Below are 25,209 nucleotides of genomic sequence, written 5' to 3'. Positions count from 1 at the left end.
TACTCGTTGTTGTCCATGGACCCATCATTTAGCACAACGGATCCCAGACCAGGAACCCGTGGAACCGGCTTTGCCGGGCCACCAGATTCGCTCCCTGCAAGGGGGTTGGCGGAAACACGCAGTGTGGAGACTAGGGGTGTGTCTAGATTTCGATTTTGGAACCCAGCTCGACGACCGCGTTATTCGGTAAGCGCAAAAAGTCGGCGGCGGCGCTGGCATTGTGGTGCATTTGCGCAAACAGCTTTTCGCGCCAGGGAGCCATGCCCCCGCCCAGGGTGGGGATGACGGTATCGCGCGACAGGAAATAGCTGGTGGTCATGACCTCCAGCTCGCAGCCTCGGCCCCGGATGTGCTCCAGTGCCTTGGGGATGTCGGGCGTGTTTTTGAAGCCGTAGTGGATGGTGACCTGCCAGCATTTGTGGCCCAGCGCCTCGACTTCAATGCGCTTGCCCATACCGATCCAAGGAATGGGGTGGTTGTTGACAGTGACAAACAGGTTGTGCTCGTGCAGCACCTTGTTGTGTTTGAGGTTGTGCAGCAAGGCATTGGGCACGGTAGAGACTTCGGCGGTCAAAAATACCGCCGTGCCCTCCACCCGCACCGGCGGGCTGATGAAGACCGAGTCCAGAAAGCCCTTCAGATCCATGGCGCTTTCACGCTGCTTTTCGGCCAACAGGCGGCGGCCATCCTTCCAAGTGGACATCACCACGTACAAAATCAGCGCCATCGCCAAGGGGAACCAGCCGCCTTGCAAAATTTTGAGCGAGTTGGAGGCTAGAAACACCAAGTCCACCACCAGGAAGAAGCCCGTGGCCGCAATGCACAGCGGCAGCGAATAGCCCCAGCCGTAACGCACCACGTAGAAAGTCAGCACCGTGGTGATGACCATCAGCAGGCTGACGGAAATCCCGTAGGCGGCGGCCAGTGCGTCCGACGAGCCGAACATCAGCACGGCGGCAATCACCCCGGCCAGCAGCAGCCAGTTGACAGCGGGCACGTAAATTTGCCCGGTGTCGCGCACAGAGGTGTGCAGAATCGTCAGCCGGGGCAGGTAGCCCATCTGGATGGTTTGCTTGGTGGCCGAGAAGGCCCCCGAAATCAGCGCCTGCGAGGCGATCACGGTGGCGGCGGTAGCTAGCATCACGGTGGGGATCAGCGCCCATTCAGGGAACATCAAAAAGAAGGGATTTTCGGCAGCAGCTGGGTTCAACAGCACCAGGGCACCCTGGCCAAAATAGTTCAACGCCAGGGCCGGCAAAACCACCCCAAACCAAGCCAGGCGGATGGGATTTTTCCCAAAGTGGCCCATGTCGGCGTACAGCGCCTCGGCTCCGGTCAGGCACAGAAACACTGCGCCCAAAGTAATGAAAGCGATGTGCAGGTGGGCAAAGCCAAACTGCAGGGCATAGTAGGGCGACAGCGCCCACAGCACCACCGGGTTGCGCACGATCTGGTGGACACCCGCAATCGCCAGCACCACAAACCACAGCAGGGTGATAGGGCCGAAGAATTTGCCGATATCGCCGGTACCGCGGCGTTGCACCATGAACAGCACCACCAGCACCACCATCGCGATAGGTTTGACATACGGTGTTGCGCCGGGGGTAATGATCTCCATACCTTCGATCGCCGAAAGTACCGAAATGGCGGGGGTAATGACCCCGTCGCCAAAAAACAGCGCCAGGCCAAACACGCCCAGCATCAACAAGCCACGCCGCAAGCGGGGGCTGTCCTTGACCGACTCGGCCGCCAGCGCCAGCAAAGCCATCAAGCCGCCCTCGCCCTCGTTGTCGGCGCGCATGATCAGCACCACGTACTTGAGCGACACCACCACCATCAACGCCCAGAAAAAGAGCGACAACACGCCCAGCACATTGGCCTCGATGACCTGCACATGGCCATGGGCGAAGACTTCTTTAAACGCGTAAAGGACGGAGGTGCCGATATCGCCGTAAACCACACCTAGCGCACCCAGGGTGAGTGCCGACAGCGAAGATTTTGAACTTTGCACTAATGAGGCCCCGTCGGAATGACCCCAGAGGGGTCGGCGGGGTTCCATAAACTTAGGGACGCGTATTTTGCGCCCCAGAATCCCCCGTACAAGCGGGGGGAGCCCCTAGAATCGATTTATGTTGCGGTGCAGCAACTTAATCAATCTGTGTTATTTAGTCGTAGATTTCGGCATCGGGATCGGTCGCTTCCAGCTCGTAACTGGCCGCCGCCATGGCCAGCCGGGCCACCACGCCGTACATATAAAAGCGGTTCGGCGCCATAGCACCGGGGCGCACGCCGACCTGCGGCAGGTGCGCGTTGTCGGCAAAAGCCAATGGCACGTAGCTGGAACCGGGGGCATTGAGGTTCTCATCCACCCCGCGCTCGGCGTGGATGCGGTAGAAGCCGCCAACCACGTAACGGTCCATCATGTAGACCACCGGCTCGGCCACGGCGTCGTTGATGCGCTCGTTGGTCAGTACGCCTTCCTGGATGATGGCATCCACCACCTGGGGTGCACCCTTGCCCCCAGTGGTCTTGGCCCGGTGGTGCAGCACCGCCAGGTCTTTCACGTCGCGCACCGTCATGATGCCCATACCGGGCGCGCCGCTGTCGGACTTGACGATCACAAACGGCTTCTCGTTGATGCCGTATTCCTTGTACTTGCGGCGGATTTTGCCCAGCAGCGCGTCCACATTGGTGGTCAGGCAGTCCATACCCTGGCCCTGCGCCATGTCCACCGCGCCGCATTGGTTGAACATCGGGTTGATCAGCCAGGGGTCGATGCCCAGCAGTTTGCCCAGGCGCTTGGCCAGTTCTTCGTAGCTACGGAAATGCTTGCTTTTGCGGCGCACCGAGCCCCCGGCGTGCAGCGGCGGCAGCAGGTACTGCTCGTGCAGCTCTTCCAGGATGCCGGGCGGGCCGGCGGTGAGGTCGTTGTTCAGCAAGATGGTGCAGGGGTCGAAGTCTTTCAGCCCCAGGCGGCGCTTGGTGCGTATCACCGGCTCCAGCGTCACCTGTTCGCCATTCGGCAGGTTGATGACCGTGGTTTCCTTGATGTCGGGGTTGATCGAGCCCACCCGCACGTTCAGCCCGGCCATGTGGAAGATGCGCTGCAATTGCGCCACGTTCGACAGGTAGAAGGTGCTGCGGGTGTCGTTCTCGGGGATCAGCAGCAGGTTTTTGGCTTCGGGGCAGATCTTTTCGATAGCCGCCATGGCCGATTGCACGGCCAGCGGCAGCATTTGCGGGGTCAGGTTGTTCCAGGCGTTGGGAAACAGGTTGGTGTCCACCGGGGCCAGCTTGAAACCCGCGTTGCGGATGTCCACCGCGCTGTAAAACGGCGGCGTGTGCTCCATCCATTCCAGCCGAAACCAGCGTTCGATGGCCGGCATGGAGTCGAGGATGCGCTGCTCAAGTTCGTTGATCGGGCCGGTGAGCGCAGTGATGAGATGGGGAACCATGGAGGCCCTGTAGAAACGGTAGGAGTTACGGGATGTAAGGGCGATCTGCCTAATCTCAAGGTGCCCATCAAGAGCGATGGCCTTAAATGCGCACTTCGCCCTGGCCTAAAACGACGTATTTCAACGATGTCAGCCCCGCCAGACCGACCGGGCCACGGGCGTGGAACTTGTCGGTACTGATGCCGATTTCGGCCCCCAGGCCGTACTCGAAGCCATCGGCAAACCGGGTGCTGGTGTTGACCATCACGCTGGCTGAATCCACCTCGCGCAGAAACTGCTGGGCGTGCATGTGGTCGCGGGTCAGGATGGCATCGGTGTGGTGGCTGCTGTATTGGTTGATGTGCGCAATCGCCTCGTCCACGCCTTCCACCACCTTGATGCTGATGATGGGGGCCAGATACTCCTCGTACCAGTCTTGCTCGGTGGCCGCTATGATTTTTGCATTTAATTTAATAGCAGCCTGCGCAAGCAGTATCTGCGCCGCAGCCGGATCACAGCGCATTTCTACGCCCTTTTTTGCATAAATTTCGCCGATCAACGGCAAGAACTCGGCCGCCACGCCGCGCGCCACCAGCAGGCCCTCAGTAGCGTTGCAAGGGCTGTATTTGCTGGTCTTGGCGTTGTCGGCCACTTGCACGGCCATGGCGATGTCGCAGGGATCGTCCACGTACACATGGCAGTTGCCGTCCAGGTGCTTGATCACCGGCACCTTGGCATCGCGGCTGATGCGCTCGATCAGGCTCTTGCCGCCGCGCGGAATGATCACGTCCACATACTGCGGCATGGTGATCAGCTGGCCGACGACTTCGCGGTCGGTGGTCTGCACCAGTTGCACCGCGTCGGCCGGCAGACCGGCCTCGGTCAGCGCTTTTTGAACCAGCAGCGCCAGCGCCTTGTTGGAGTCGATCGCCTCGGAGCCGCCGCGCAGGATGCAGGCATTGCCGCTCTTGATCGACAGGCTGGCGGCCTCGATGGTCACATTCGGCCGGCTCTCGAAAATCATACCGAACACGCCGATCGGCACCCGCATCTGGCCCACGCGGATGCCGCTGGGCTGCTGCTGCAGGCCGATGATCTCGCCAATCGAGTCGGCCATGGCCGCCAGCTGCTCGCAGCCCTGGGCGCAGGTTTCCAGCGTCTGCGGGCTGAGCTTGAGGCGGTCCACCAGGGGCGCGGTCAGGCCGGCAGCGCGGGCGCGGTCCAAATCTTTGGCATTGTCGATTTGCAGCGCAGCGGTGTTCTCGCGCAGCAACCGCGCCAGAGCCCGCAAAGCTACATTTTTAATAGCTGCTGGCGCACGTGCCATCTGCGCAGATGCCACTTTTGCTTGTAAACCTAGCGATTGGGTGTATTCGGCGATATTGAGGGCGTTCATGGCGGTATTTTGTCACGGCACCCAAGCCCCGCGGGCTAACGCCCCGTCGGCACAGCACACGCGGCGCACAGCATGCCCGCCAGCCGGTGCAGCGCCTGCCAGGGGTCGGCGGGCCAGTCGGGCTGTTTCAAACCCTTGACGATGCCGTCCACCTGGTGGGCCGACTGCAGCAGCTGGGCGATCAGCGGGCTGGGCATGCGCGGCAACACACGCTCGAACAGGCGTTCCTTGGCCCCCCAGACGCGGTTTTCGCGCAGGGCCATGGGCAGGGGTTTGCCCGCATCCATGGCGGTTTTGACGCGTTGCAGGGCGCGGATGTCCTCGGCCAAGGCCCAATGCACCAGCACCTCGGCCTCGCCTTCGGCCTGCAGGCCGTCAAGCATGCGCTGCACCCGCAGCCGCTGGCCCGCCAGCACGGCCTCGGACAGCTTGAACACGTCGTAACGGGCCACGTTCAGCACGGCAGATTCCACCTGCGCCCATTGCAGCTCGCCCGCCGGGTACAGCAGGGCCAGTTTCTGGATCTCTTGGTGGGCGGCCAGCAGGTTGCCTTCGACCCGGTCGGCAAAAAACTGCAGGGTTTGCTGGCCTTCGACCCCGGCCTGCACGCGCTGGCCCTGGGCTTGCAGGCGCTGGGCGATCCACTGCGGCAGTGCGCCCCGTTCTACCGGCTCGACCTGGATAGTGATGCCAAACTTTTCCAGCGCCACAAACCAGGCCGCAGATTTGGCCACTTTGTCGAGTCGGGGCACCACCACCAGGGTCAGGGTATCGGTATTGTCCTCGGCCTGCTGGGCCAGGTGTTGCAGGGCGGTACTGCCGTCTTTGCCGGGCTTGCCGGACGGAATGCGCACTTCCAGAATTTGCTTGTCGGCAAACAGGCTGAGCGAGCCCCCCGCCGCCAGTACCTCGCTCCAGTCAAAATGCGCCCCGGCCACCACGTGCACCGTGCGCTCGGTAAAGCCCTGGGCGCGCGCAGTCGCGCGGATGGCGTCCAGCGCCTCCTGCACCAGCAGCGGCTCGTCGCCGTGCAGGGTGTAGAGCGAGCGCAGGCCTTTGGCCAGCTGCGCAGCGAGTTGGCCGGGGGCGAGTTGCATTTAGTGTCGTGTCACGTGTGGTGTGTCGGATTTGCGCAAGGCTATCGGCGTGCAGTGCTAGGCGTGGCCCGCAGCCCAGGCTGAAGCCTGGGCAAGGACCACAACGACGCAATGCGCGTCGATAGCGAGTGCAAACCGGCAGACCATGCGTGGCGCGGCACTACAGTGCTTGCACCGCAGCGATGCGCCGCATGATCTGCTGCACGATGTCGGTCTGCATGGCGCGGTACAGCAGTTGCTCTTCGGCTTCTTTGGACAGGGCCTGGGTTTCGGTGTAGCTGATGTCGCGCTGCTGCAGAATTTCGGCATCGGTAATCAGCTCTTTGCCCTGCGGCGTGCGCAGACGGAACTTGACGCGTGTGCGCAGCTGGAATTCCCGCACCTGGCCCGCCGAGGTGAGCGAGGCCACGCTTTTTTCGCGCTGGTCCAGGGTGATTTCCAACACCACGTCCACACTGTCCAGGCGTTTCGGGTCGGTCACCACCTCCAGCTTGCCGCCACTGGCCAGGTTGCGCTTGAGCTCGTTGCCCAGCGACGAAGCCTCGGCCACGCGCACAAAGATGGTGGAGAACGGATAGTTGGGAGCCTGGCGCAGGGCAAAACCGCAGGCACTTAAACCCATGGCAGATACGGCGGGCACGGAGAGGAGAAAGGAGCGGCGCAGCATCACAGCACCAGGTTCACCAGGCGCCCAGGCACCACGATGATCTTTTTGGGTGCCGCCCCGGCTGCCGTCTTGGTAAAGGCCTCACAGGCCAGCGCGGCGGCTTCAATCTCGGCCTTGCTGGCGGTGGCGGGTACCAGGATGGAGCCACGCAATTTGCCGTTGACCTGCAGCATCAGTTCAATTTCGTCCTGCACCAGGGCCAGCGGGTCCACCACCGGCCAGGGCGCGTCCAGCAGGTCGCCAAAGCGGTCCACATAGCCCAGCTCGGTCCACAGCGCGTGGGTGATGTGCGGGGTGGCCGGGTACAGGCAGCGCAGCAGGATGCCAAAGCTTTCGATCAGCGCGACTTGCGCGCCCGCCGAGTCCAACGCCTTGAAGTCTTCCAGGGCGTTCAGCAGCTTCATGCCGCCGGACACCACGGTGTTGTACTGCATGCGCTGGTAGTCGTAGTCCACCTGCTTGAGCACGGTGTGGACCTCGTGGCGCAAGGCTTTGGCCTCTTTGCCAAAATTCACATCTTTTAGGCTGCTGGCGCTGATAGCACTTGCGTGGGCAGCTGCGAAATCTGTAGCAGCCAGCTTGACGCCGAAGTTCCACACCCGGCGCAGGAAGCGGTAGCTGCCTTCGACCGACGCGTCGTTCCACTCCAGCGTGGCCTCGGGCGGTGCGGTAAACATGGTGTACAGGCGGGCGGTATCGGCACCGTATTTTTCGATCAGGTCTTGCGGATCGACACCGTTGCTCTTGCTCTTGCTCATGGTGGTGAGCTCGTAGTTCAGCACCGTGCCGTCGGCTTTGAGCGTGCCGCCGACGATCTGGTCGCGCTCGTTGCGCTGCACCTCGACTTCGCTTTCCCAGTGGTATTGGATGCCGCCGCCCGCAGGCTTGTGCGAGAAAGCGCCGTTGAGCACCATGCCTTGGGTCAGCAGCTTGCTGAAGGGTTCGTCGCACTTCACCAGGTCCAGGTCGCGCATCACCTTGGTCCAGAAGCGCGCGTACAGCAGGTGCAGGATGGCGTGTTCGATGCCGCCGATGTACTGGTCCATGGGCATCCAGTAGTCCGCGCCCTCGCCCACCATGCCGTCCGTCTTGTGCGGGTCGCAATAGCGCATGAAGTACCAGCTGGAATCGACAAAGGTGTCCATGGTGTCGGTTTCGCGCCGGGCGGGCTTGCCGCACACCGGGCAAACGACACCGGCGTGGAAGCCTTCGTGTTTGTTCAGCGGATTGCCCGAGCCATCGGGGATGCAGTCTTGCGGCAGCACCACGGGTAGGTCTTTTTCGGGCACCGGCACCGCGCCGTGTTCGTCGCAGTGGATGATGGGGATGGGCGTGCCCCAGTAGCGCTGGCGGCTCACACCCCAGTCGCGCAGGCGCCAGGTGGTCTTTTTCTCACCCAGGCCCTTGACCTGCAGCGCGTGGGCCACGGCGTTCACCGCATCCTGAAAGCACAGGCCGCTGAAGCTGTCGGAGTTGATGGTCACGCCGCGTTGCTTGTCGCCGTACCAGTCGTTCCAGTGGTGGTAGTCGTAGTGCTGGTGGTCTACATGCACCACCTGGACGATGGGCAGCGCGTATTTCAGCGCAAAGGCGAAGTCGCGCTCGTCGTGGGCCGGTACGCCCATTACCGCGCCGTCGCCATAGCCCATCAGCACGTAGTTGCCGACCCACACGTCGATCTTGTGGCCGTTCAGCGGGTGGATGACCTGCAAGCCGGTGGGCATGCCTTCTTTTTCGCGCACCGCCAGCTCGGCCTCGGTGGTGCCACCTTGCTTGCAGCTCTCAATAAAAGCCGCCAGCTTAGGATTGGTCTGCGCAGCATGCGTGGCCAGCGGGTGCTCGGGGGCCACGGCGCAGAAGGTCACGCCCATGATGGTGTCGGCACGGGTGGTGAAGACATACATCTTGCCACCGTCGATCAGTTGGCCTTTGGCATTCTTGATGGTGTGCGGAAACGCAAAGCGCACGCCTTCGCTCTTGCCGATCCAGTTTTCCTGCATCAGCTTGACGCGCTCGGGCCAGCCAGGCAAGGCATCTTTGACCTGGCCCAGCAGCTCGTCGGCGTAGTCGGTGATTTTCAGGTAGTAGCCGGGGATCTCGCGTTTTTCGACCACGGCACCGGTGCGCCAACCCTTGCCGTCAATCACCTGCTCGTTGGCCAGCACCGTCATGTCTACCGGGTCCCAGTTGACCACCTGGGTTTTGCGGTAGGCGATGCCCTTGTCCAGCATTTTCAAAAACAGCCACTGGTTCCATTTGTAGTACTCGGGCGTGCAGGTGGCGACCTCGCGGCTCCAGTCGATGGCCAGGCCCATGGCCTGCATCTGGGTCTTCATGTAGGCGATGTTGTCCATCGTCCACTGGCCGGGCGGTACGCCGTTTTTTAGCGCGGCGTTTTCTGCGGGCAGGCCAAACGCGTCCCAGCCCATGGGCATGAGCACGTTGTAGCCCTGCATGCGCAGCTGGCGCGCCAGCATGTCGTTGATGGTGTAGTTGCGCACGTGGCCCATGTGCAGCTTGCCGCTGGGGTAGGGCAGCATGGAGCAGGCGTAGAACTTCTTTTTGGACCGGTCTTCGGTGACGCGGTAGGCATCGGCAGCGGTCCATTGGGTTTGGGCGGCGGCTTCGACTTCGAGATGGTTGTATTTTTCGAGCATGGCAGACGGGGGGAAGCAAAGACACGGGCGGCGCAAAAGGCCGCAACAGACTGATTTTAGGGTGTGACTGGCGTGGTCGTGGCGGCAGCGGTGGGCGGCTGGGCCACAAAGCCGATCTTGTTCAGCCCGGCCTTCTGCGCCACGCCCATCACCTCGACCACGCGACCATAGGGCACGGTGGTGTCGGCGCGCAATTGCACCTCGGTGTCGGGGTTTTGGTCGGCGGCCAGGCTGAGCTGAGTGGCCAGTTCGGCCGCCGTCACCGGCTGGTCGTTCAGGAAGGTATGTCCGGCTTTGTCCACCACCAGGGTAACGAACTGGGGCGCGCTTGGGGACTTGGCGGCATCGGTCTTGGGCAAGTCCAGCTGGATGGAGCTGGACAGCAGGGGCGCGGTGAGGATGAAGATTACCACCAGCACCAGCATCACATCGACCAACGGGGTCATGTTGATGTCGCTCATGGGCTGGGAAGCCTTGGTGCGTTCAAGGCGACCGAAGGCCATGCTATTGCACCGACAAAAGTTCGCGCAAATCGCGGGCAAAGCCTTCCAGGTCGGCTTCAATGCTGCCGATCAGGCGGCCATAGACGTTGTAGGCCAGCACGGCCGGAATGGCGACAGCCAGGCCTGCGGCAGTCATCACTAGCGACTCGCCGACCGGGCCAGCCACTTTGTCGATACTCATCTGGCCCGATGCCGCAATTGCGCCCAGCGCGTGGTAAATGCCCCAAACCGTACCCAACAAGCCCACAAACGGCGCAGTGGAGCCCACCGTGGCCAGCATCACCTGGCCGAACTGCAGCTTGTGCAGCACGGCATGCAGGGCGTTGCGCAACACACGGGTGAGCTGCTGGGAGCGGTCGCCCGCGGCAGCCAAAGTACCAGGCGCTTCTATTTTTGTAGCTAGAACCAAAGGCAGAACCAGCGCCAACGGGTCAAAAGATGTCAAACGCTGCTGGGCTTCTGCCACGCTAGGGGCTTGCCAAAACGCCGCAGTACTGCGGGCCACGTCGGTGCGGGCGCGGCGCAGCATCCAGCCCTTCCACACAATCACCACCCAGCTGGCCACCGACATGGCCAACAGCAGTAGCGCGACCGCACGGCTGACGAAGTCGCCCTGGGTCAGCACCTGCTGGAGGTCCATAGATTTACTTCAGTCCCAACACGTCGAACATGTCGAACAGGCCTGTGCGCTTGTTGGCCAGAAAGCGCACGGCACGCAGGCTGCCCTGGGCGTAGGTGGCGCGACTGGACGACTTGTGGCTGATCTCGATGCGCTCGCCGGTACCCGCAAAGAGCACGGTGTGGTCGCCCACGATGTCGCCACCGCGGATGGTGGCAAAGCCGATGCTGGACGGGTCGCGTTCACCGGTGATGCCGTAGCGCTCGTAGACGGCACATTCCTTCAGGTCGCGGCCCATGGCTTCGGCGATGACTTCGCCCATTTTCAGCGCGGTACCCGAGGGCGCGTCGATCTTGTGGCGGTGGTGGGCTTCGACGATTTCAATGTCGTAGCCGGTGGACATCGCTTTGGCGGCCATCTCCAGCAGCTTGAGGGTGACGTTGACGCCCACGCTCATATTGGGGGCCATCATGATGGCGATGTGCTGGGCGATCTCGGCGATCTCGGTCTTTTCTGCGTCGTTGAAGCCGGTGGTGCCGACCACGGCATTCACACCCAGGCTGCGGCACATGCGCAGATGCGCCATCGTGCCTTCGGGACGGGTGAAGTCGATCAGCACCTTGGCATTTTTCAGGCCGTCACGCAGGTCGGCGGTGATAGCGACCCCGGTGCTGTGGCCCAGGAAGGCCGCGGCATCGGCACCGATCTGGGGGCTGCTGGCCAGGTCCAGCGCACCGGCCAGCACGCAGTCGTCGGCATCGCGGATGGCTTCAATCAGCATGTGGCCCATACGGCCGGATGCACCGGCCACGGCCACGGCATGCACCACAGGCGTGGCTGCGCCCAAGGGAGAAGATGTGTCTGTCATGGCCAGAACCTATTGGGCAGAAGGGGCTTCAAGCGGCGGGTAGGCCGTGACGGGCACCGCCGCAGCGGCCGCCGCCGTGGCAGGCGGAGCCACCGGAGCCGCGAAGGACTTCAGGCGGTCTTCGCTGGCTTCCAGCAGCGGTACGGACTTGACGGGGTGCGACTTGGCCAGCAGGCCGACGAATTCGCTCTCGCTGGGCATGGTGTCGCCCTCAACGTGGTCCATCACGTCACCCTTGAAAAACACGGTGAACTTGCGCGCCTGCGGCTCGGTGCCTTGGCGGCGCATGGTGAACACGTAGTCCCAGCGGTCGGCATGGAACACGTCTTGCAGCAGCGAGGTGCCCAAAATATCCTTCACCTGTTCGCGCGCCATACCGGGCTTGAGCGCATCCACCTGCTCTTTGGAAACGAAGTTGCCTTGCACCACTTCCATCTTGTACGGGGCCAGCGAACCCACGAAGTTGCGGGTGCTGTTGTCAATGCTGCTGCAGGCCCCAAGAGCCGCGCATGCCGCAAGGGCCAGGGCGGTCAGAGTGCCGCGCAAAGAGGGTTCAAACATAGGGTGAGACTCAGGCGATATGATCCCTGGATTGTACTGGCAGCCCTAGAACGTTCTTCCGCTCCCACCGACTCCAGAAAGACCTGCCACCATGGCCAATATCGACGAACTCAAGAACACCGGACTGAAAGCCACCCTGCCCCGCCTGAAAATTTTGGAGATTTTCCAAACCGGTGAACTGCGCCATATGACGGCCGAAGACGTGTTCCGGGTGCTGCTGCTGGAGCACTCCGACATCGGCCTGGCCACGGTGTACCGGGTGCTGACGCAGTTTGAGCAGGCCGGGATTTTGTCGCGCAGCCATTTTGAATCGGGCAAGTCGGTGTACGAGCTGAACGAAGGCCGCCACCACGACCACTTTGTCTGCACGTCCTGCGGCAAGGTAGAAGAGTTTTTTGATGCCGAAATCGAACAGCGCCAGCAAATTGTGGCCAAGACGATGGGCTGGACGGTGCACGACCACGCCATGTCTTTGTACGGCCTGTGTGCCGACTGTTCGGCGAAGTAAACCCCAGGCGCTTATAGTCTTTTAGGCTGCTAGCGCTTATTGCACCTGCGCAAGGCGCTATCAAATCAGAAGCTGACTTACTCCGTGGCTTCCATCGCTTTGCGGTGGCGCTCGACAAACTCTTGGTACGTATCGATGCCACGCAGCTGCAGGATGGTGTTGCGCACGGCGGCTTCTACCAGTACGGCGATGTTGCGGCCGGCCACCACCTGGATGATGACCTTGCGCACCGGCACGCCCAGCACATCCTGGGTCAGCGGTTCGTAGGGCAGGCGCTCGTACTCGCGCTCCATGGTTTCCTTGCGCACCAGATGTACGATCAGCTTGAGGCGCATCTTGCGGCGCACCGCGGTCTCGCCAAAAATGCCGCGGATGTCCAGCAAGCCAATACCGCGCACTTCCAGCAGGTTTTGCAATAGCTCGGGGCAGCGGCCTTCGATGGTGGTCTGGTTGATGCGGTACAGGTCCACCGCGTCGTCGGCCACCAAGCCGTTGCCGCGGGAAATCAATTCCAGGCCCAGCTCGCTTTTGCCCAGGCCGGATTCACCGGTGATCATCACGCCCAGGCCCAGAATGTCCATGAACACGCCGTGCATCGAGGTACGGTCGGCAAAATGCTTGGACAAATAGGCGCGCAGCACGTCGATCACAAAGGCCGACGAATCCTGCGTGGCAAACATCGGAATCTGCGCCCGTTCGCACATTGACAGCAGCGCGTCGGGAGCGGTTTGGCCGTCGGCCATGATCAGTGCGGGCGGCTCCAGCGTCACGATGCGGGCGATGCGGCGGGCGCAGTCTTCTGGGGTGGCGCTGGTCAGGTAGGCGATTTCGCGCTCGCCCATGATCTGCACACGGTAGGGATGGATATAGTTGAGATACCCGACCAGATCGGCACCCGAGCGCGCGGCCCGCACCGCCACCTCGTCAAAACGCCGCTCGGAAGCACCTAGGCCCGCCACCCATTCCCAGCGCAGCAGGGAGCGGAAGGCCTCGAACAGAACGTCGGCACTGACGACGGTGGGCTTCAAAGCGGTCTAGGCCCTGGAAACTAGGCCGACTGGGCGGACTGCCAGCCGCAGATCAAGCCGTGCAAGACCTCGGCATCGGCTGCAGTTTTGATTTTTTCACGCAGCGGCGCATCGCTGAGCAGCTCGGCGATTTCCGACAGGATTTCCAAGTGTTTTTGGGTCGCCGCTTCGGGCACCAGCAAAAAGATTAGCAAGCCCACCGGCAGCTCGTCCGGCGCATCGAATCCGATCGACTGCGCCAACTGCACCACAGCAGCCATGGGCGCTTTCAGTCCCTTGATACGGCCATGCGGAATCGCCACCCCGTGCCCCAAACCGGTAGAGCCCAAGCGTTCGCGGGCGAACAGGCTGTCGGTAATGAGGGCCCGGCTCAGGCCATGCAGGTTTTCAAACAGCAAACCGGCTTCTTCAAAAGCACGTTTTTTGCTGGACGCATCGACGCTCACGAGCACTTGAGCGGAGGGCAGGATGGAGGCGAGGCGGTTCATAGAGAGGCGAATTATGCACGTGCGCTAGGCTGTAGGTTTACCCCAACAAAAAAGCCGCCGAGTAGAGCGGCGGCTTTTGCTGTGGGCGCGCAAGCGCGGGGCTTACATCAGGCGCTTGGGCGCTTCGTGGTGGTGGTCTTGAACGCGGTCTTTGTGGCGGACCACCTGGCGGTCCAGCTTGTCGACCAATTCGTCTACTGCGGCGTACAAATCCGAGTGGGAGCTTTCGGCGAACATGTCATTGCCTTTGACATGGATGTTGCATTCGGCCCGTTGTCGGCCTTGCTTTTCCTTTTGCTTTTCAATCGTCAACAGTACCTTCACATCTACCAACTGGTCGAAATGGCGGGTTATTCGGTCCAGCTTGGTGGTCACATAGGTACGCAAGGCGGGGGTCACATCCAGATGGTGTCCGCTGATCGTCAAGTTCATGTAGTTCCTCCTAAGGCATTACTTTCACCGTTGAAAGTAAATTAACTATGCGCCCGTTACGCCTTGAGCGCAACCCTTTGGCGGGCATTTGGACTGGGTGTTACCCCGTGTAACCAACCGTCAAAAGCCTGAGCCCCACCTGTATAGAGCGCGGGCGGCAGTGCCATAATTCGCACCTCTGTTACATCCGAGAAACCGCCATGGAAAGCGCCCCTAGTCGCTAGCTTTCACCTCCCTGCGCCGCACGGGGGCTGAAAGCCAAGCCCCACATTCCCCCGTCCAAGCCCATCCATTCCAGGGAGCCCCCATGCTGAATATTTTTTCGCTCGCCAACGGCCGATTGTTTCAAGAAGAGATCGAGTCGCTAGAGGAGCTGTCCCGCTTCCAGCCGATCTGGGTGGACCTGGAATCGCCCACGCCAGAAGAGAAACGCTGGATCAAACAGTATTACGGCCTGTCCATCCCCGAAGACGCGATGGACGAAGATATTGAAGAATCCGCCCGTTTTTACGAAGAAGACAACGGCGAACTGCACATCCGCAGTGACTTCTTGGTGGCCGACGAGTCCGACCCGCGCACCGTGCGCGTCGCCTTTATCCTGAACCAGCACAACGCCGAGCTGAAAAGCCGGGGCGTACTGTTCTCCATCCACGACGAAGACGTGCCGGTGTTCCGCCTGCTGCGCATGCGCGCGCGCCGGGCACCCGGACTGATTGAAGATGCGAAAGAAGTTTTACTCAAACTTTTCGATGCCGATGCCGAATATTCGGCCGACACGCTGGAAGACATCTACGTGGATCTGGAAAAGGTCAGCCGCCGGGTACTCGCGGGCAATATGACCGACGCGCTGGCCGGTGAAGTGCTGGGCTCCATCGCTCGCCACGAGGATTTGAACGGCCGCATCCGCCGCAACATGATGGACACCCGCCGCGCCCTGAGCTTCATGATGCGCAGCAAGATGCTCAACGCCGAGCAGTTCGAAGAGGCCCGCCAGATCCACCGCGACATCGATTCGCTGGACTCGCACACCGCCTTCCTGTTCGACAAGATCAACTTCTTGATGGACGCCACGGTCGGTTTCATCAACATCAACCAGAACAAGATTATCAAGATCTTCTCGGTGGCCAGCGTGGCGCTGCTGCCACCCACCCTGGTGGCCAGCGTCTACGGCATGAACCTGAAATTCCCCGAATTGGAGTTTCTGGGCGCCTGGAGCTACCCCTATACCGTGGCACTGATGGTCGCCAGTGCACTGGTGCCGATGTGGTACTTCTACAAGCGTGGCTGGTTATCTTAGACACCCCCTCATGCCTCAGCTTCGCTGCGGCTCCCCCTTGCAGGGGGGCAACACCAGCGGTCCAGCAAAGCCGGTCCCACGGTGTCCCTGGAAAGATCCTTTCTGACCTTGACACCCGGGGTGGTCACAACCGCTGGACGAACTCCGTAAGAATGGCCTGCGCATAGCGGCTGGCCACGGTGCGAACGAACTCGGGAAAGTCCACGTGTGCACTGTCGTCGGCGCGATCGGAGATGGTGCGCATGGCGGCGAAAGGCACGCCGTAGTCGTGGCAGACCTGTGCCACAGCGGCGCCCTCCATTTCCACCGCCAGGGCTTCGTGGCCGCTGGCGTTCAGCGCCGCCAACAAGGCCTGCGACTGGGCCGCGGAGGACACAAACAGGTCACCGCTAGCGACCAAGCCCTGGTGCACCTGCGGTGCAGGATTTAAAGGAAAAAGGCCTCCAGCGGAGGTGACACCTGCACGAGCAGCTTCCAAAAGAATAGCAGTCAGCGCGTTGTCGCAAGCAAACCGTGCGCGGCCATACAGCGGCACCTCGAAAGCAGGAAACAGTGGCTCGGCATGCATATCGTGCTGCAAATACTCGCTGGCCACAACCACATCACCCACCTGCACACCCGCGCCCACACCGCCAGCGACACCGGTAAAGACGATGCGCTGCACGCCAAATCTCTCAATCAGGGTCGTGGCCGTGGTGGCCGCCGCCACCTTACCGATGCGCGACAGCGCCAGCACCACCGGCTGGCCGTGCCACCGCCCCAGACCGAAGCTTCGCCCAGCGTGCTGCACGCGTTGGGGCTGATCCAACTGCTCAAAGATGCCCTGCTGTTCCTCGGCCAGAGCGCTGAGGATGGCCAGGGTCATGCCTTGGTACGCAGTTCGCGGCGCAGGATTTTGCCGACCGGGGTTTTCGGCAGCTCCGCGCGGAACTCGACCACGCGGGGCTGCTTGTAGCCGGTGAGGTTGGCCTTGCAGTAGGCGCGCACCTCGGCTTCGGTCAAGGCCGGGTCCTTCTTGACGATGACCACTTTGACGGCTTCACCGGTCTTCTCGTCCGGCACACCCACGCAGGCGCATTCCAGCACGCCGGGCATTGCGGCCACCACGTCTTCCACCTCGTTGGGGTACACATTGAAGCCGCTGACCAGCACCATGTCTTTCTTGCGGTCCACAATTTTGAAATAGCCCAGCGCGTCCATGGTGCCTATGTCGCCGGTTTTGAAGTAACCATCGGCAGTCATGGCCTGGGCGGTCTCGTCGGGGCGCTGCCAGTATCCGGCCATCACCTGCGGGCCCTTGATGGCGATTTCGCCGGGCTGGCCCATGGGCACCTCGGCACCCGCGTCGTCCAGCAGTTTGAAATAGGTGCTGGACAGCGGCACGCCGATGGTGCCGGTGTAGTCGCTGCGCGTGGGCGGGTTGCAACTGGCGGTGGGCGAGGTTTCGCTCAGACCGTAGCCCTCGCAAATCGGGCAGCCGGTTTTTTCCAGCCAAAGCTTGGCCACGGCAGCCTGCACCGCCATACCGCCGCCGATGGACACCTTCAGGTGGCTCCAGTCCACGGTTTTGAAATCGGGGTGGTTGGCCAGGCCGTTGAACAAGGTGTTGACCGCGGGCAGGCTGTGGATGCGGTGCTGGGACAGCTCTTTGAGCACCGCCTTCAGGTCGCGTGGATTGGGGATCATGATCAGCTTGCCGCCGGTGCGCATCGACAGCATCATGCCCACGGTAAACGCGAAGATGTGGTACAGCGGCAGCGCGCAGACGCTGGTGGGCTGCTCACCCTGAGGCACCTTGTCCATCACCGGCTGGTTCCAGGCCTCGGACTGCAGCACGTTGGCAATCACGTTGCGGTGTAACAGCACGGCCCCTTTGGACACGCCGGTGGTGCCGCCGGTGTACTGCAACACGGCGATATCGTCCGGCTGCACCGGCACGGGGGTGAACACGCTGCGTCGGCCCTGCGCCAGCGCCGTGTTGAAGCGCACGGCGCCCGGCAACTGGAAAGGCGGCACCAGCTTTTTGACCTTGCGCACCACGTAGTTGACCAGCGCGCCCTTGAGCAACCCGAGCTGGTCGCCCATGGCGCACAGAACGATGTGCTTGACGGGGGTGCTGCCCAGGCATTGCTGCAGCGTGGCGGCAAAGTTTTCCAGGATCACGATGGCCTTGGCCCCGGAGTCTTTCAACTGGTGCTCCAGCTCGCGCGGGGTGTACAGCGGGTTCACGTTGACCAGCACCAGCCCGGCCCGTAGCAAGGCGGCCACGGCCACCGGGTACTGCGGCACATTGGGCATCATCACCGCCACGCGGTCGCCCTTGGCCAGGCCCAGGCTTTGCAAATAAGCGGCAAACTGGCGGCTCAGGATGTCGGTTTCGCCATAGCTGAGGTTCTTGCCCATGAAGCTGTAGGCGGTGCGGTCGGCGTACTTCTGAAAACTTTCCTCCAGCAGGGCCTGCAGCGATGCGTAGCGCGACGGGTCGATGTCGGCGGGTACGCCGGGGGGGTAGCTGGTGAGCCAAATGCGGTCTGTCATGCTTGCCTATTCCAACGGTAAAGAGCTGCGGATATTCTGCCCGCGAATGCCTGGGGGCGGCACTCGCGATCTGACGGGTGTTTTTCCCTAGATGGGCTGCGCCATCAAGCTCTCAGCGCGGTCAACACCTCATCCAACATTTTCTTGGCGTCGCCAAACAGCATGCGGTTGTTGTCTTTGTAGAACAGGGGGTTGTCCACGCCCGCGTAGCCCGAAGCCATGCTGCGCTTCATGACGATGGAGGTCTTGGCCTTCCAGACTTCCAGCACCGGCATGCCGGCAATGGGGCTGCCCGGATCGTCCTGCGCGGCGGGGTTGACGATGTCGTTGGCACCAATCACCATGGCCACGTCGGTGGTGGGGAAATCGTCGTTCAACTCATCCATTTCAAACACGATGTCGTACGGCACCTTGGCCTCGGCCAGTAGCACATTCATGTGGCCCGGCATGCGGCCCGCAACCGGATGGATGCCGAACCGCACATTCACGCCCTTTTCACGCAAGAACTTGGTGATCTCAAACACCGTGTGCTGGGCCTGCGCCACCGCCATGCCGTAGCCCGGAACAATGACCACGTTCTTGGCTTCGCGCAATAGCTCTGCCGTCTCGACAGCATTGACAGGCGTGACTTCGCCAGCCGGTTCTGCCGCGCCACCGGTCGCCTTCGGCTTGGCACTGGTGGTGCCGAAGCCGCCGGCAATCACGCTGATAAAACTGCGGTTCATCGCGTTGCACATGATGTACGAGAGGATGGCACCACTGGAGCCCACCAAGGCACCAATCACAATCAGCAAGTCGTTGGACAGCATAAAGCCGGTGGCCGCCGCCGCCTACCTGAATAGCTGTTCAGCATAGACACCACCACCGGCATGTCCGCACCGCCAATGGCCATGACCATGTGCATGCCAAACAGCAGCGCGATCACCGTCATCACGATCAGCGGCGTCATGGCATCGTGGATGGAATGGGCGTTGAGAAACTCGCGGCCAAAATAAATCACCAGCAGCAGCCCGGTCAGATTCATCCAGTGCCGCCCTGGCAGCAACAAGGGATTGCCCCCTATGCGGCCCGACAATTTCCCGAACGCGATGATGGAGCCGGAGAAGGTGATGGCACCGATGAAGATGCCGATGTAGATCTCCATCTCGTGGATGGACTTGGCCGCGCCGACAAAGCTCTTGGAAGCCTCCGGGTCAATGAAGGTGGCAACCCCCACCAGAATGGCGGCCAGGCCAACCATGCTGTGCATCAGCGCCACCAACTCGGGCATCTGCGTCATTTGCACGGTGCGGGCCGCGTACAGGCCAATGGCACCGCCCACCAGCATGGCCCCGACGATCCAGGCGTAGCTGGTGGCCCCATTGACTTGGGGGCCGAACACCGTCGCCAGCACCGCAATCGCCATGCCGAGCATGCCGTAGAAGTTGCCGCGCCGGGAGGTTTCCTGGTTGGACAAACCGCCCAAGCTCAAGATGAAAAGAATCGTGGCCCCGATATAGGAGACCGTAGCCAAACTGGTAGACATGGATGTTCTTCTCTTTTCTTATTTGCGGAACATGGCCAGCATGCGCTGGGTGACGGCAAAGCCGCCGAACATGTTGATGGCCGTGAGCACAATGCCCGCCGTGGCCACCCAGCGTATCCAGTCGTCCGGCCGGTCGACCGCACCCGCAATCGGAGAAATCTGCACCAGCGCGCCGATGGCAATGATGCTGCTGATGGCGTTGGTCACGCTCATCAGGGGCGTGTGCAGCGCCGGCTTGACGTTCCACACCACCATGTAGCCCACAAAGCAGGCCAGCACGAAGACCGTGAAATGCGACAAGAACTCTTTAGGCGCGCTGGCCCCTATCAGCCAGAACAGCGCGGCCGCCACGCCGAACACGATGGCCAGCTTGTTGCCGGCCATGGGTTCAGACGGAGCCCCATGGCCGTGCGCCTTCTTGGCAGCGGGTGCCGTAGTGGGTTTGGCCACCGCCGGTGCGGCTGGCAACTTGGGTGCCGGTGCCGGCCAGGTGATGCTGCCGTCCTTGACAACCGTCAGGCCGCGGATGGCATCGTCTTCCATGTTGACGTTGATGATGCCGTCCTTGGTCTTGCACAGCTCTTCGGTCAATCGAAACAGATTGGTTGCGTAGAGCGTGGACGACTGCTTGGACAGGCGCGAGGCCAGATCGGTGTAGCCCACGATGGTCACGCCGTGCTTGACGACGGACTGGCCGGGTTCGGTCAACTCGCAGTTGCCGCCCTGCTCGGCCGCCATGTCCACGATGACGCTACCGGGCTTCATAGAGCGCACCATCTCGGCGGTGATCAGCTTGGGCGCCGGTTTGCCGGGGATCAGCGCGGTGGTGATGATGATGTCCACCTCCCGCGCCTGCTTGGCGTACATCTCGCGCTGGGCTTGCTGGAAGCCCTCGCTCATCACTTTGGCGTAGCCGCCACCACCGCCACCGCCGCCTTCCTCCTCGTACTCGACTTTCACAAATTCGCCACCCAGTGACGTGACCTGGTCAGCCACTTCCGCACGGGTGTCGTTGGCGCGCACGATGGCGCCCAGACCCGCCGCAGTACCGATCGCAGCCAGTCCGGCCACGCCAGCACCGGCGATGAAGACCTTGGCCGGCGGCACCTTGCCTGCCGCCGTGATCTGGCCGTTGAAGAAGCGGCCGAAAGCGTTGGCGGCCTCGATGACGGCGCGGTAGCCGGTGACACCGGCCTGCGATGTCAATGCGTCCATCTTCTGGGCGCGGCTCAGCATGCGGGGCAGGGCGTCGATGGCCAGAACCGTGACCTGTTTGGCCGCGAGCTGTTGCATCAGTTCGGGATTTTGTGCAGGCCAGATGAAGCTGATCAGCGTGCTGCCCGGGCGCATCAGGCCAACTTCGTCGGCACTGGGTCCACGCACCTTGAACACGATGTCGGAGGCCAGCCACAACGCGGCGGCACCGTCCACGATCTGTGCGCCGACTGCGCGGTAGCTGTCATCGCTGAAGTTGGCCTGCTCACCCGCGCCCGACTCGACCGATACGGCAAAGCCCAGCTTGATGAGTTTCTCCACCACCTCGGGCACGGTGGCCACGCGCTTTTCGCCGGGGAAAGTCTCGCGCGGTACGCCAATGCGTTGCGCCGTTCCAGTAGTAACACCCGTTTGCATGCAGCAACTCCTCAGCTAAATATTTGCAATAGTCCAACACCCACACGCAACAAAAATTGCCCGGCGAACGGTCGGCGCTGGACAGCTTAACTGAATTTCCGCAGCCAACCGCCCTATCAAACCGGGTTTGCCGCAAATGGGCGCAGCGAGCCTCTTTCCCCGCCGTCCCGCTTTATTTCCCTTGGATAATGCGACATGGATACCCGCTGGAAACCCCATGCCACTGTCGCCGCCGTGATAGAACGGGACGGTCGTTTTCTCTTGGTGGAAGAGGAAACGGCTGACGGACTGCGCCTGAACAACCCCGCCGGGCACCTGGATCGCGGCGAAACTCTGGCCGAGGCCTGCGTCCGCGAAACGCTAGAGGAAACCGCCCACACCTTTACCCCCACCGCGCTGGTGGGCGTGTACCAGGCCGCCCTGGGCGGCACCACCTACCTGCGCTTTGCCTTTTGCGGCACGCTGGGCGACTTCCACCCCGAGCGCAAGTTAGACCACGGCATCCAACGCACCCTGTGGATGAGCCCCGCCGAAATCCGCGCCAGCAGCCACCGGCACCGCAGCCCGATGCTGCTGCGCTGCGTGGAGGACTATCTGGCCGGGCGGCGGTTTCCCATGGATCTGGTCTACACCGCCCCCGGTTAATACAAGCCGCGCACCCGGGCCTGCAGCCGCGCCAAGCCCAGCAGCGCGTCGGTAAAGGGTGTGGCCACCCCGGTCAGCACGCCCAGTTCCTGCACCACTGTCACCAGCGCATCTAGCTCGACCGGCTTGCCCGCTTCCACGTCCTGCAGCATGGAGGTTTTGAACGCCCCCAGTTTGCGCGTCACCGCATGGCGGTCTTGCGGCTGCTGGTCAATCGGGAGGCCGATGCGCGCACCGATCTCCTTGGCCTCCAGCATCACGCGCGAGATGAAGTCGCGCACCAGCGGGTCTTCCAAAATCAGGTCGGTGGTGGCCCCGGTCAGGGCGCTGACCGGGTTCACCGTCATATTGCCCCAGAGCTTGAACCAGGTGTCTTGCTGGATCTGCGCCGACACCACCACCTCCAGGCCCGCACGGGTCAGCAAGGCGGCCAGATCCTCCAGCCGTTCGCTAGAGCCCCCGGCGGGTTCGCCCAGGATCAGCTTATTGCCGAAATGGTGTTGCACCTCGCCCGGGGCGCACAGTGCGCAGCTGGCGTGCACCACGCAGCCGATGACGTGGCGGGCCGGGATGGCCGCCGCAATCTCGCCGGTGGCATCTACCGCCTTCAGCGGCGTGCCCTGGTAGGCCCCGCCAAAACCCTGGAAGAACCACCACGGCACGCCGTTCATCGCCGTCAGCACCATGGTGTGCGGCCCCAGCAAGGGGGCGATGCCGCGCGCTACTGCAGCCATGGCCGGGGCCTTGACCGCCACTACCACCAGGTCCTGCACGCCCAGCGCGGCGGCGTTCTCGGCCGCCTGCACCGGCACCTGCAGCACCCCCTCGGCGTGGTGCAGCCGCAAGCCATGGGTTTGCAAGGCGGCCAGCGTGGCACCGCGCGCCACTACGCTCACGGGCTCTCCCAGAGCCGCCAACCGCGCCCCGATCCAGCCGCCGATGGCGCCCGCTCCGTAGATACAAATTTTCATCAAAAAGCCCTCCCAAGCAATCAGCACCTGCACAAGGCGCTATCGTATTTAAGTCAATGGCCTTGGCCAGTCTAGCCTTCTGTCGGGGTGCAAGGCAGGGCCAGACCCATGTTTTTACAATCGGGGGATGGGAACACACAGCAAACAACGGGTCGTGGTCGGGTTGAGCGGCGGAGTGGATTCGGCCGTCAGCGCCTATCTGCTGAAAAAACAGGGCTATGAGGTCATCGGCATCTTCATGAAAAACTGGGAGGATGACGACGACAGCGAATACTGCTCCAGCAACATCGACTTCGTGGACGCCGCCGCCGTGGCCGATGTGATCGGCATCGAGATCGAGCACGTCAACTTTGCCGCCGAGTACAAAGACCGGGTGTTTGCCGAATTCCTGCGCGAATACCAAGCCGGCCGCACGCCTAATCCGGACATCTTGTGCAACGCCGAGATCAAGTTCAAGGCCTTTTTGGACCACGCCATCCGCCTGGGTGCCGAGAAGATCGCCACCGGCCACTACGCTCGCGTGCGCCAAGTCGCTGGCCAGTTCCAGCTGTTGAAGGGCCTGGACCCGAGCAAGGACCAAAGCTACTTCTTGCACCGCCTGAACCAGGCACAGCTGAGCAAAACCCTGTTCCCGGTGGGCGAACTGCACAAAACCGAGGTGCGCCGCATCGCCGCCGAAATGGCCCTGCCGAATGCGGCCAAAAAGGACTCCACCGGTATCTGCTTTATCGGCGAGCGGCCGTTCCGCGACTTCCTGAACCGCTACATCGCCAAAGAGCCCGGCCCCATCAAGGACGAAAAAGGCCGGGTGCTGGGCCAGCACGTGGGCCTGAGCTTCTACACCCTGGGCCAGCGCCAAGGCCTGGGCATCGGCGGCATCAAAGAAAAAGGCGCGCAGCGCGGCGGCGGCGAACACGCGCCCTGGTTTGTGGCCCGCAAGGACATGGAGCGCAACACCCTGTGGGTGGTGCAAGGCCACGATCACCCCTGGCTGCAGTCGCACACCCTGGTGGCCGACGACGTAAGCTGGGTCGCGGGCCACGCGCCCACGCCAGGGGCCTACGCCGCCAAGAGCCGGTATCGGCAGGCGGATGCGGCCTGCACGCTGGCAGATGCCGCAAGCGGGTTTCGCCTGGACTTCCCCGATGCGCAATGGGCCGTGACACCTGGGCAATCGGCCGTGGTGTACGACGGCGACGTGTGTTTGGGGGGCGGGGTGATTTGCGCCGGGCCTTGATGTGCTATTTTTTTATGTAGCTGCTAGCGCGCTAATTTTCTGCGCCACAGGCCTTTTTCATCTACAGCTAGACGGTAGCCAGAGCATCGAACTTCACGGCCAGAAAATCGACTAGCGCACGCACCCGCGTGGGTATAAAGCGCCCGCTGGGCAGCAAGGCGTGCAGAGGGTACGGCTCTGTATCCCAGTCGGTCAACATAGGCACCAGGGCGCCGCTGGCCAGCTCGTGGCGCTGGTCTATGGCCGACTTGAACAAGACGCCAGCGCCGGCTACCGCCCATTCGCGCACCAGCGAAGCATCGTCCACGCTGCGGTCGCCGTTGACGCGCACCTCGGTCCATTGGCCCTTTTGCGCAAAGCGCCACAGGCGGTGCCGCCTGCCGCTGCGGTCAAAGGTCAGGCAGTTGTGCTGCAACAAGTCCTGCGGCGTCTGCGGTGCAGGGTGGCGGCGTAGATAGTCGGGCGAGGCGCTCAACACCGGCTTGGCCTGGGCCAAGGTACGCGCTACCAGACGTGAATCGGGCAGCGGGCCGTAGCGTATGGCCAGGTCCACCTCGTCGCGCAGTACGTCTAGCGGCCGGTCGCTGACGCTTAGCGTCAGATGCACACCTGGGTTGTGCTGCAAAAACTCGCTGAACCACGGCAGCAGCGTTGTGCGCGCCAGGTCTGAGGGCGCGGCTACACGCAGTGTGCCGACGAGCGCGGCCCGGTCTGCCGAGGCCTGCGACTCGCCTTCGGCCAACAGCTCGAAGGCGCGGTTGGCGTAGTCCAGCAGGATTTGACCCTGCGGCGTGATGCGCATAGCGCGGGTGGAGCGCTCAAACAGGCGCGTGCCCAGCTGCGCCTCCAGCCGTTTCAGCGTGGCGCTGGCCGCTGCGGGCGTCATGCCCAGCACGGCGGCGGCACCGGTCAACGAACCACTGCGGGCGGTGTGCACCAGCACCTGCAGGTCGGTCAAATTTTCAATTTTCATTTGAAAGTGATTGTTTTTATTTGATCTTATCAAATTTAGGTTGGCATTTTACAGTCGCCCACCATCCATTAAAAGGCATTTCAATGAAAGCAATTGGCTACCACCACAACCTTCCAATCGACCACCCCGACGC

22 protein-coding genes and 1 pseudogene are annotated in these 25,209 nt (G+C 62.2%); 4 read left to right on the top strand and 19 right to left on the bottom strand.

Annotation, left to right across the window (positions count from 1 at the left end):
• Window positions 1–142 precede the first annotated feature (142 nt).
• From ABI213_RS04240 to ABI213_RS04195, 10 genes are all read right to left on the bottom strand, one after another.
• Window positions 143–2,011, bottom strand: coding sequence for a potassium transporter Kup (locus ABI213_RS04240; protein WP_348005727.1), 1,869 nt, complete (start codon window positions 2,009–2,011; stop codon window positions 143–145).
• 154 nt (window positions 2,012–2,165) lie between these two features.
• Window positions 2,166–3,455: a glutamate--cysteine ligase gene (gene gshA, locus ABI213_RS04235; protein ID WP_348005728.1), complete on the bottom strand. Its 1,290-nt coding sequence runs from the start codon at window positions 3,453–3,455 to the stop codon at window positions 2,166–2,168.
• 82 nt (window positions 3,456–3,537) lie between these two features.
• Window positions 3,538–4,830 (bottom strand): glutamate-5-semialdehyde dehydrogenase, encoded by a 1,293-nt coding sequence (locus tag ABI213_RS04230; RefSeq protein ID WP_348026191.1) that lies wholly within the window; start codon window positions 4,828–4,830, stop codon window positions 3,538–3,540.
• Between the two features lie 35 nt (window positions 4,831–4,865).
• Window positions 4,866–5,927, bottom strand: a complete 1,062-nt coding sequence (holA, locus tag ABI213_RS04225) for a DNA polymerase III subunit delta (protein WP_348005730.1) — start codon at window positions 5,925–5,927, stop codon at window positions 4,866–4,868.
• 160 nt (window positions 5,928–6,087) lie between these two features.
• Window positions 6,088–6,567, bottom strand: coding sequence for an LPS assembly lipoprotein LptE (gene lptE, locus ABI213_RS04220; RefSeq protein WP_348005731.1), 480 nt, complete (start codon window positions 6,565–6,567; stop codon window positions 6,088–6,090).
• Window positions 6,568–6,593: 26 nt separating this feature from the next.
• Entirely contained in the window at window positions 6,594–9,251 is a 2,658-nt protein-coding gene (gene leuS, locus ABI213_RS04215) for a leucine--tRNA ligase (protein WP_348005732.1), read from the bottom strand.
• Window positions 9,252–9,307: 56 nt separating this feature from the next.
• Complete coding sequence (locus ABI213_RS04210; RefSeq protein WP_348005733.1) at window positions 9,308–9,754, bottom strand: biopolymer transporter ExbD; 447 nt, start codon at window positions 9,752–9,754, stop codon at window positions 9,308–9,310.
• A gap of 1 nt (window position 9,755) precedes the next feature.
• Entirely contained in the window at window positions 9,756–10,394 is a 639-nt protein-coding gene (locus ABI213_RS04205; protein ID WP_348005734.1) for a MotA/TolQ/ExbB proton channel family protein, read from the bottom strand.
• Between the two features lie 4 nt (window positions 10,395–10,398).
• Entirely contained in the window at window positions 10,399–11,241 is an 843-nt protein-coding gene (gene dapB / locus ABI213_RS04200; protein ID WP_348005735.1) for a 4-hydroxy-tetrahydrodipicolinate reductase, read from the bottom strand.
• A gap of 9 nt (window positions 11,242–11,250) precedes the next feature.
• On the bottom strand, window positions 11,251–11,802 hold the full coding sequence (locus tag ABI213_RS04195) for an outer membrane protein assembly factor BamE (RefSeq protein WP_348005736.1): 552 nt from the start codon (window positions 11,800–11,802) through the stop codon (window positions 11,251–11,253).
• Window positions 11,803–11,893: 91 nt separating this feature from the next.
• Between ABI213_RS04195 and fur the strand changes: the two genes are divergently transcribed.
• Complete coding sequence (gene fur, locus ABI213_RS04190) at window positions 11,894–12,310, top strand: ferric iron uptake transcriptional regulator (protein ID WP_348005737.1); 417 nt, start codon at window positions 11,894–11,896, stop codon at window positions 12,308–12,310.
• Window positions 12,311–12,387: 77 nt separating this feature from the next.
• Here fur and hprK read toward each other — a convergent pair whose 3' ends face one another.
• The 3 genes from hprK to raiA all read right to left on the bottom strand — a co-directional run bounded on the left by hprK (window position 12,388) and on the right by raiA (window position 14,258).
• Window positions 12,388–13,338 carry an HPr(Ser) kinase/phosphatase gene (hprK, locus tag ABI213_RS04185; RefSeq protein WP_348005738.1) on the bottom strand — a complete coding sequence of 317 codons (951 nt, stop codon included), beginning with the start codon at window positions 13,336–13,338 and terminating at the stop codon, window positions 12,388–12,390.
• A 20-nt stretch (window positions 13,339–13,358) separates the two neighbouring features.
• Window positions 13,359–13,826, bottom strand: a complete 468-nt coding sequence (locus ABI213_RS04180; protein ID WP_348005739.1) for a PTS sugar transporter subunit IIA — start codon at window positions 13,824–13,826, stop codon at window positions 13,359–13,361.
• Between the two features lie 102 nt (window positions 13,827–13,928).
• A complete protein-coding gene (gene raiA, locus ABI213_RS04175) occupies window positions 13,929–14,258 on the bottom strand; it encodes a ribosome-associated translation inhibitor RaiA (RefSeq protein WP_348005740.1) in 330 nt (109 codons plus the stop codon).
• A 307-nt stretch (window positions 14,259–14,565) separates the two neighbouring features.
• Between raiA and corA the strand changes: the two genes are divergently transcribed.
• Entirely contained in the window at window positions 14,566–15,555 is a 990-nt protein-coding gene (corA, locus tag ABI213_RS04170; RefSeq protein ID WP_348005741.1) for a magnesium/cobalt transporter CorA, read from the top strand.
• Between the two features lie 124 nt (window positions 15,556–15,679).
• Here the strand turns inward: corA and ABI213_RS04165 are convergent, their stop codons facing one another.
• The 4 genes and pseudogenes from ABI213_RS04165 to ABI213_RS04150 form a co-directional block, all read right to left on the bottom strand.
• Window positions 15,680–16,420, bottom strand: coding sequence for a 5'-methylthioadenosine/adenosylhomocysteine nucleosidase (locus ABI213_RS04165; protein WP_348005742.1), 741 nt, complete (start codon window positions 16,418–16,420; stop codon window positions 15,680–15,682).
• Window positions 16,417–18,093, bottom strand: a complete 1,677-nt coding sequence (locus tag ABI213_RS04160; protein ID WP_348026189.1) for a long-chain-fatty-acid--CoA ligase — start codon at window positions 18,091–18,093, stop codon at window positions 16,417–16,419. Before ABI213_RS04160 ends, ABI213_RS04165 begins: the two co-directional genes overlap by 4 nt.
• Before the next feature lie 104 nt (window positions 18,094–18,197).
• Window positions 18,198–19,618: pseudogene (gene pntB / locus ABI213_RS04155) on the bottom strand (Re/Si-specific NAD(P)(+) transhydrogenase subunit beta).
• Window positions 19,619–19,636: 18 nt separating this feature from the next.
• A complete protein-coding gene (locus ABI213_RS04150) occupies window positions 19,637–21,250 on the bottom strand; it encodes a Re/Si-specific NAD(P)(+) transhydrogenase subunit alpha (protein WP_348005745.1) in 1,614 nt (537 codons plus the stop codon).
• Window positions 21,251–21,445: 195 nt separating this feature from the next.
• Here ABI213_RS04150 and ABI213_RS04145 point away from each other — a divergent pair, with 195 nt between their 5' ends.
• Entirely contained in the window at window positions 21,446–21,895 is a 450-nt protein-coding gene (locus ABI213_RS04145; protein ID WP_348005746.1) for an NUDIX hydrolase, read from the top strand.
• On the opposite strand, the gene ABI213_RS04140 is transcribed toward ABI213_RS04145, so the two are convergent.
• The gene (locus ABI213_RS04140) at window positions 21,892–22,866 is read right to left on the bottom strand and encodes a 2-dehydropantoate 2-reductase (RefSeq protein ID WP_348005747.1); all 975 of its coding nucleotides are present in this window, start codon (window positions 22,864–22,866) and stop codon (window positions 21,892–21,894) included. The two genes, ABI213_RS04145 and ABI213_RS04140, sit on opposite strands and share 4 nt — an antisense overlap.
• A 127-nt stretch (window positions 22,867–22,993) precedes the next feature.
• Between ABI213_RS04140 and mnmA the strand changes: the two genes are divergently transcribed.
• Window positions 22,994–24,103, top strand: a complete 1,110-nt coding sequence (gene mnmA / locus ABI213_RS04135; protein ID WP_348005748.1) for a tRNA 2-thiouridine(34) synthase MnmA — start codon at window positions 22,994–22,996, stop codon at window positions 24,101–24,103.
• Between the two features lie 67 nt (window positions 24,104–24,170).
• Here mnmA and ABI213_RS04130 read toward each other — a convergent pair whose 3' ends face one another.
• Complete coding sequence (locus tag ABI213_RS04130) at window positions 24,171–25,076, bottom strand: LysR family transcriptional regulator (protein ID WP_348005749.1); 906 nt, start codon at window positions 25,074–25,076, stop codon at window positions 24,171–24,173.
• Window positions 25,077–25,209: the final 133 nt, after the last annotated feature.

Source organism: Rhodoferax sp. (assembly GCF_039922535.1).
Taxonomy (GTDB): Bacteria; Pseudomonadota; Gammaproteobacteria; order Burkholderiales; family Burkholderiaceae_C; genus Rhodoferax_B.
Note: the sequence above shows the minus strand (reverse complement) of the source record. Positions and strands in the feature narration are given on the sequence as shown.

What these genes read in the sequence shown, in the direction of transcription:
- gshA (WP_348005728.1), bottom strand. Translation starts at nt 3,455, where the DNA reads ATGGTTCCCCATCTCATCACTGCGCTCACCGGCCCGATCAACGAACTT.
- ABI213_RS04230 (WP_348026191.1), bottom strand. Translation starts at nt 4,830, where the DNA reads ATGAACGCCCTCAATATCGCCGAATACACCCAATCGCTAGGTTTACAA.
- holA (WP_348005730.1), bottom strand. Translation starts at nt 5,927, where the DNA reads ATGCAACTCGCCCCCGGCCAACTCGCTGCGCAGCTGGCCAAAGGCCTG.
- leuS (WP_348005732.1), bottom strand. Translation starts at nt 9,251, where the DNA reads ATGCTCGAAAAATACAACCATCTCGAAGTCGAAGCCGCCGCCCAAACC.
- ABI213_RS04210 (WP_348005733.1), bottom strand. Translation starts at nt 9,754, where the DNA reads ATGGCCTTCGGTCGCCTTGAACGCACCAAGGCTTCCCAGCCCATGAGC.
- ABI213_RS04205 (WP_348005734.1), bottom strand. Translation starts at nt 10,394, where the DNA reads ATGGACCTCCAGCAGGTGCTGACCCAGGGCGACTTCGTCAGCCGTGCG.
- dapB (WP_348005735.1), bottom strand. Translation starts at nt 11,241, where the DNA reads ATGACAGACACATCTTCTCCCTTGGGCGCAGCCACGCCTGTGGTGCAT.
- ABI213_RS04195 (WP_348005736.1), bottom strand. Translation starts at nt 11,802, where the DNA reads ATGTTTGAACCCTCTTTGCGCGGCACTCTGACCGCCCTGGCCCTTGCG.
- fur (WP_348005737.1), top strand. Translation starts at nt 11,894, where the DNA reads ATGGCCAATATCGACGAACTCAAGAACACCGGACTGAAAGCCACCCTG.
- ABI213_RS04180 (WP_348005739.1), bottom strand. Translation starts at nt 13,826, where the DNA reads ATGAACCGCCTCGCCTCCATCCTGCCCTCCGCTCAAGTGCTCGTGAGC.
- raiA (WP_348005740.1), bottom strand. Translation starts at nt 14,258, where the DNA reads ATGAACTTGACGATCAGCGGACACCATCTGGATGTGACCCCCGCCTTG.
- corA (WP_348005741.1), top strand. Translation starts at nt 14,566, where the DNA reads ATGCTGAATATTTTTTCGCTCGCCAACGGCCGATTGTTTCAAGAAGAG.
- ABI213_RS04165 (WP_348005742.1), bottom strand. Translation starts at nt 16,420, where the DNA reads ATGACCCTGGCCATCCTCAGCGCTCTGGCCGAGGAACAGCAGGGCATC.
- ABI213_RS04160 (WP_348026189.1), bottom strand. Translation starts at nt 18,093, where the DNA reads ATGACAGACCGCATTTGGCTCACCAGCTACCCCCCCGGCGTACCCGCC.
- ABI213_RS04150 (WP_348005745.1), bottom strand. Translation starts at nt 21,250, where the DNA reads ATGCAAACGGGTGTTACTACTGGAACGGCGCAACGCATTGGCGTACCG.
- ABI213_RS04145 (WP_348005746.1), top strand. Translation starts at nt 21,446, where the DNA reads ATGGATACCCGCTGGAAACCCCATGCCACTGTCGCCGCCGTGATAGAA.
- ABI213_RS04140 (WP_348005747.1), bottom strand. Translation starts at nt 22,866, where the DNA reads ATGAAAATTTGTATCTACGGAGCGGGCGCCATCGGCGGCTGGATCGGG.
- mnmA (WP_348005748.1), top strand. Translation starts at nt 22,994, where the DNA reads ATGGGAACACACAGCAAACAACGGGTCGTGGTCGGGTTGAGCGGCGGA.
- ABI213_RS04130 (WP_348005749.1), bottom strand. Translation starts at nt 25,076, where the DNA reads ATGAAAATTGAAAATTTGACCGACCTGCAGGTGCTGGTGCACACCGCC.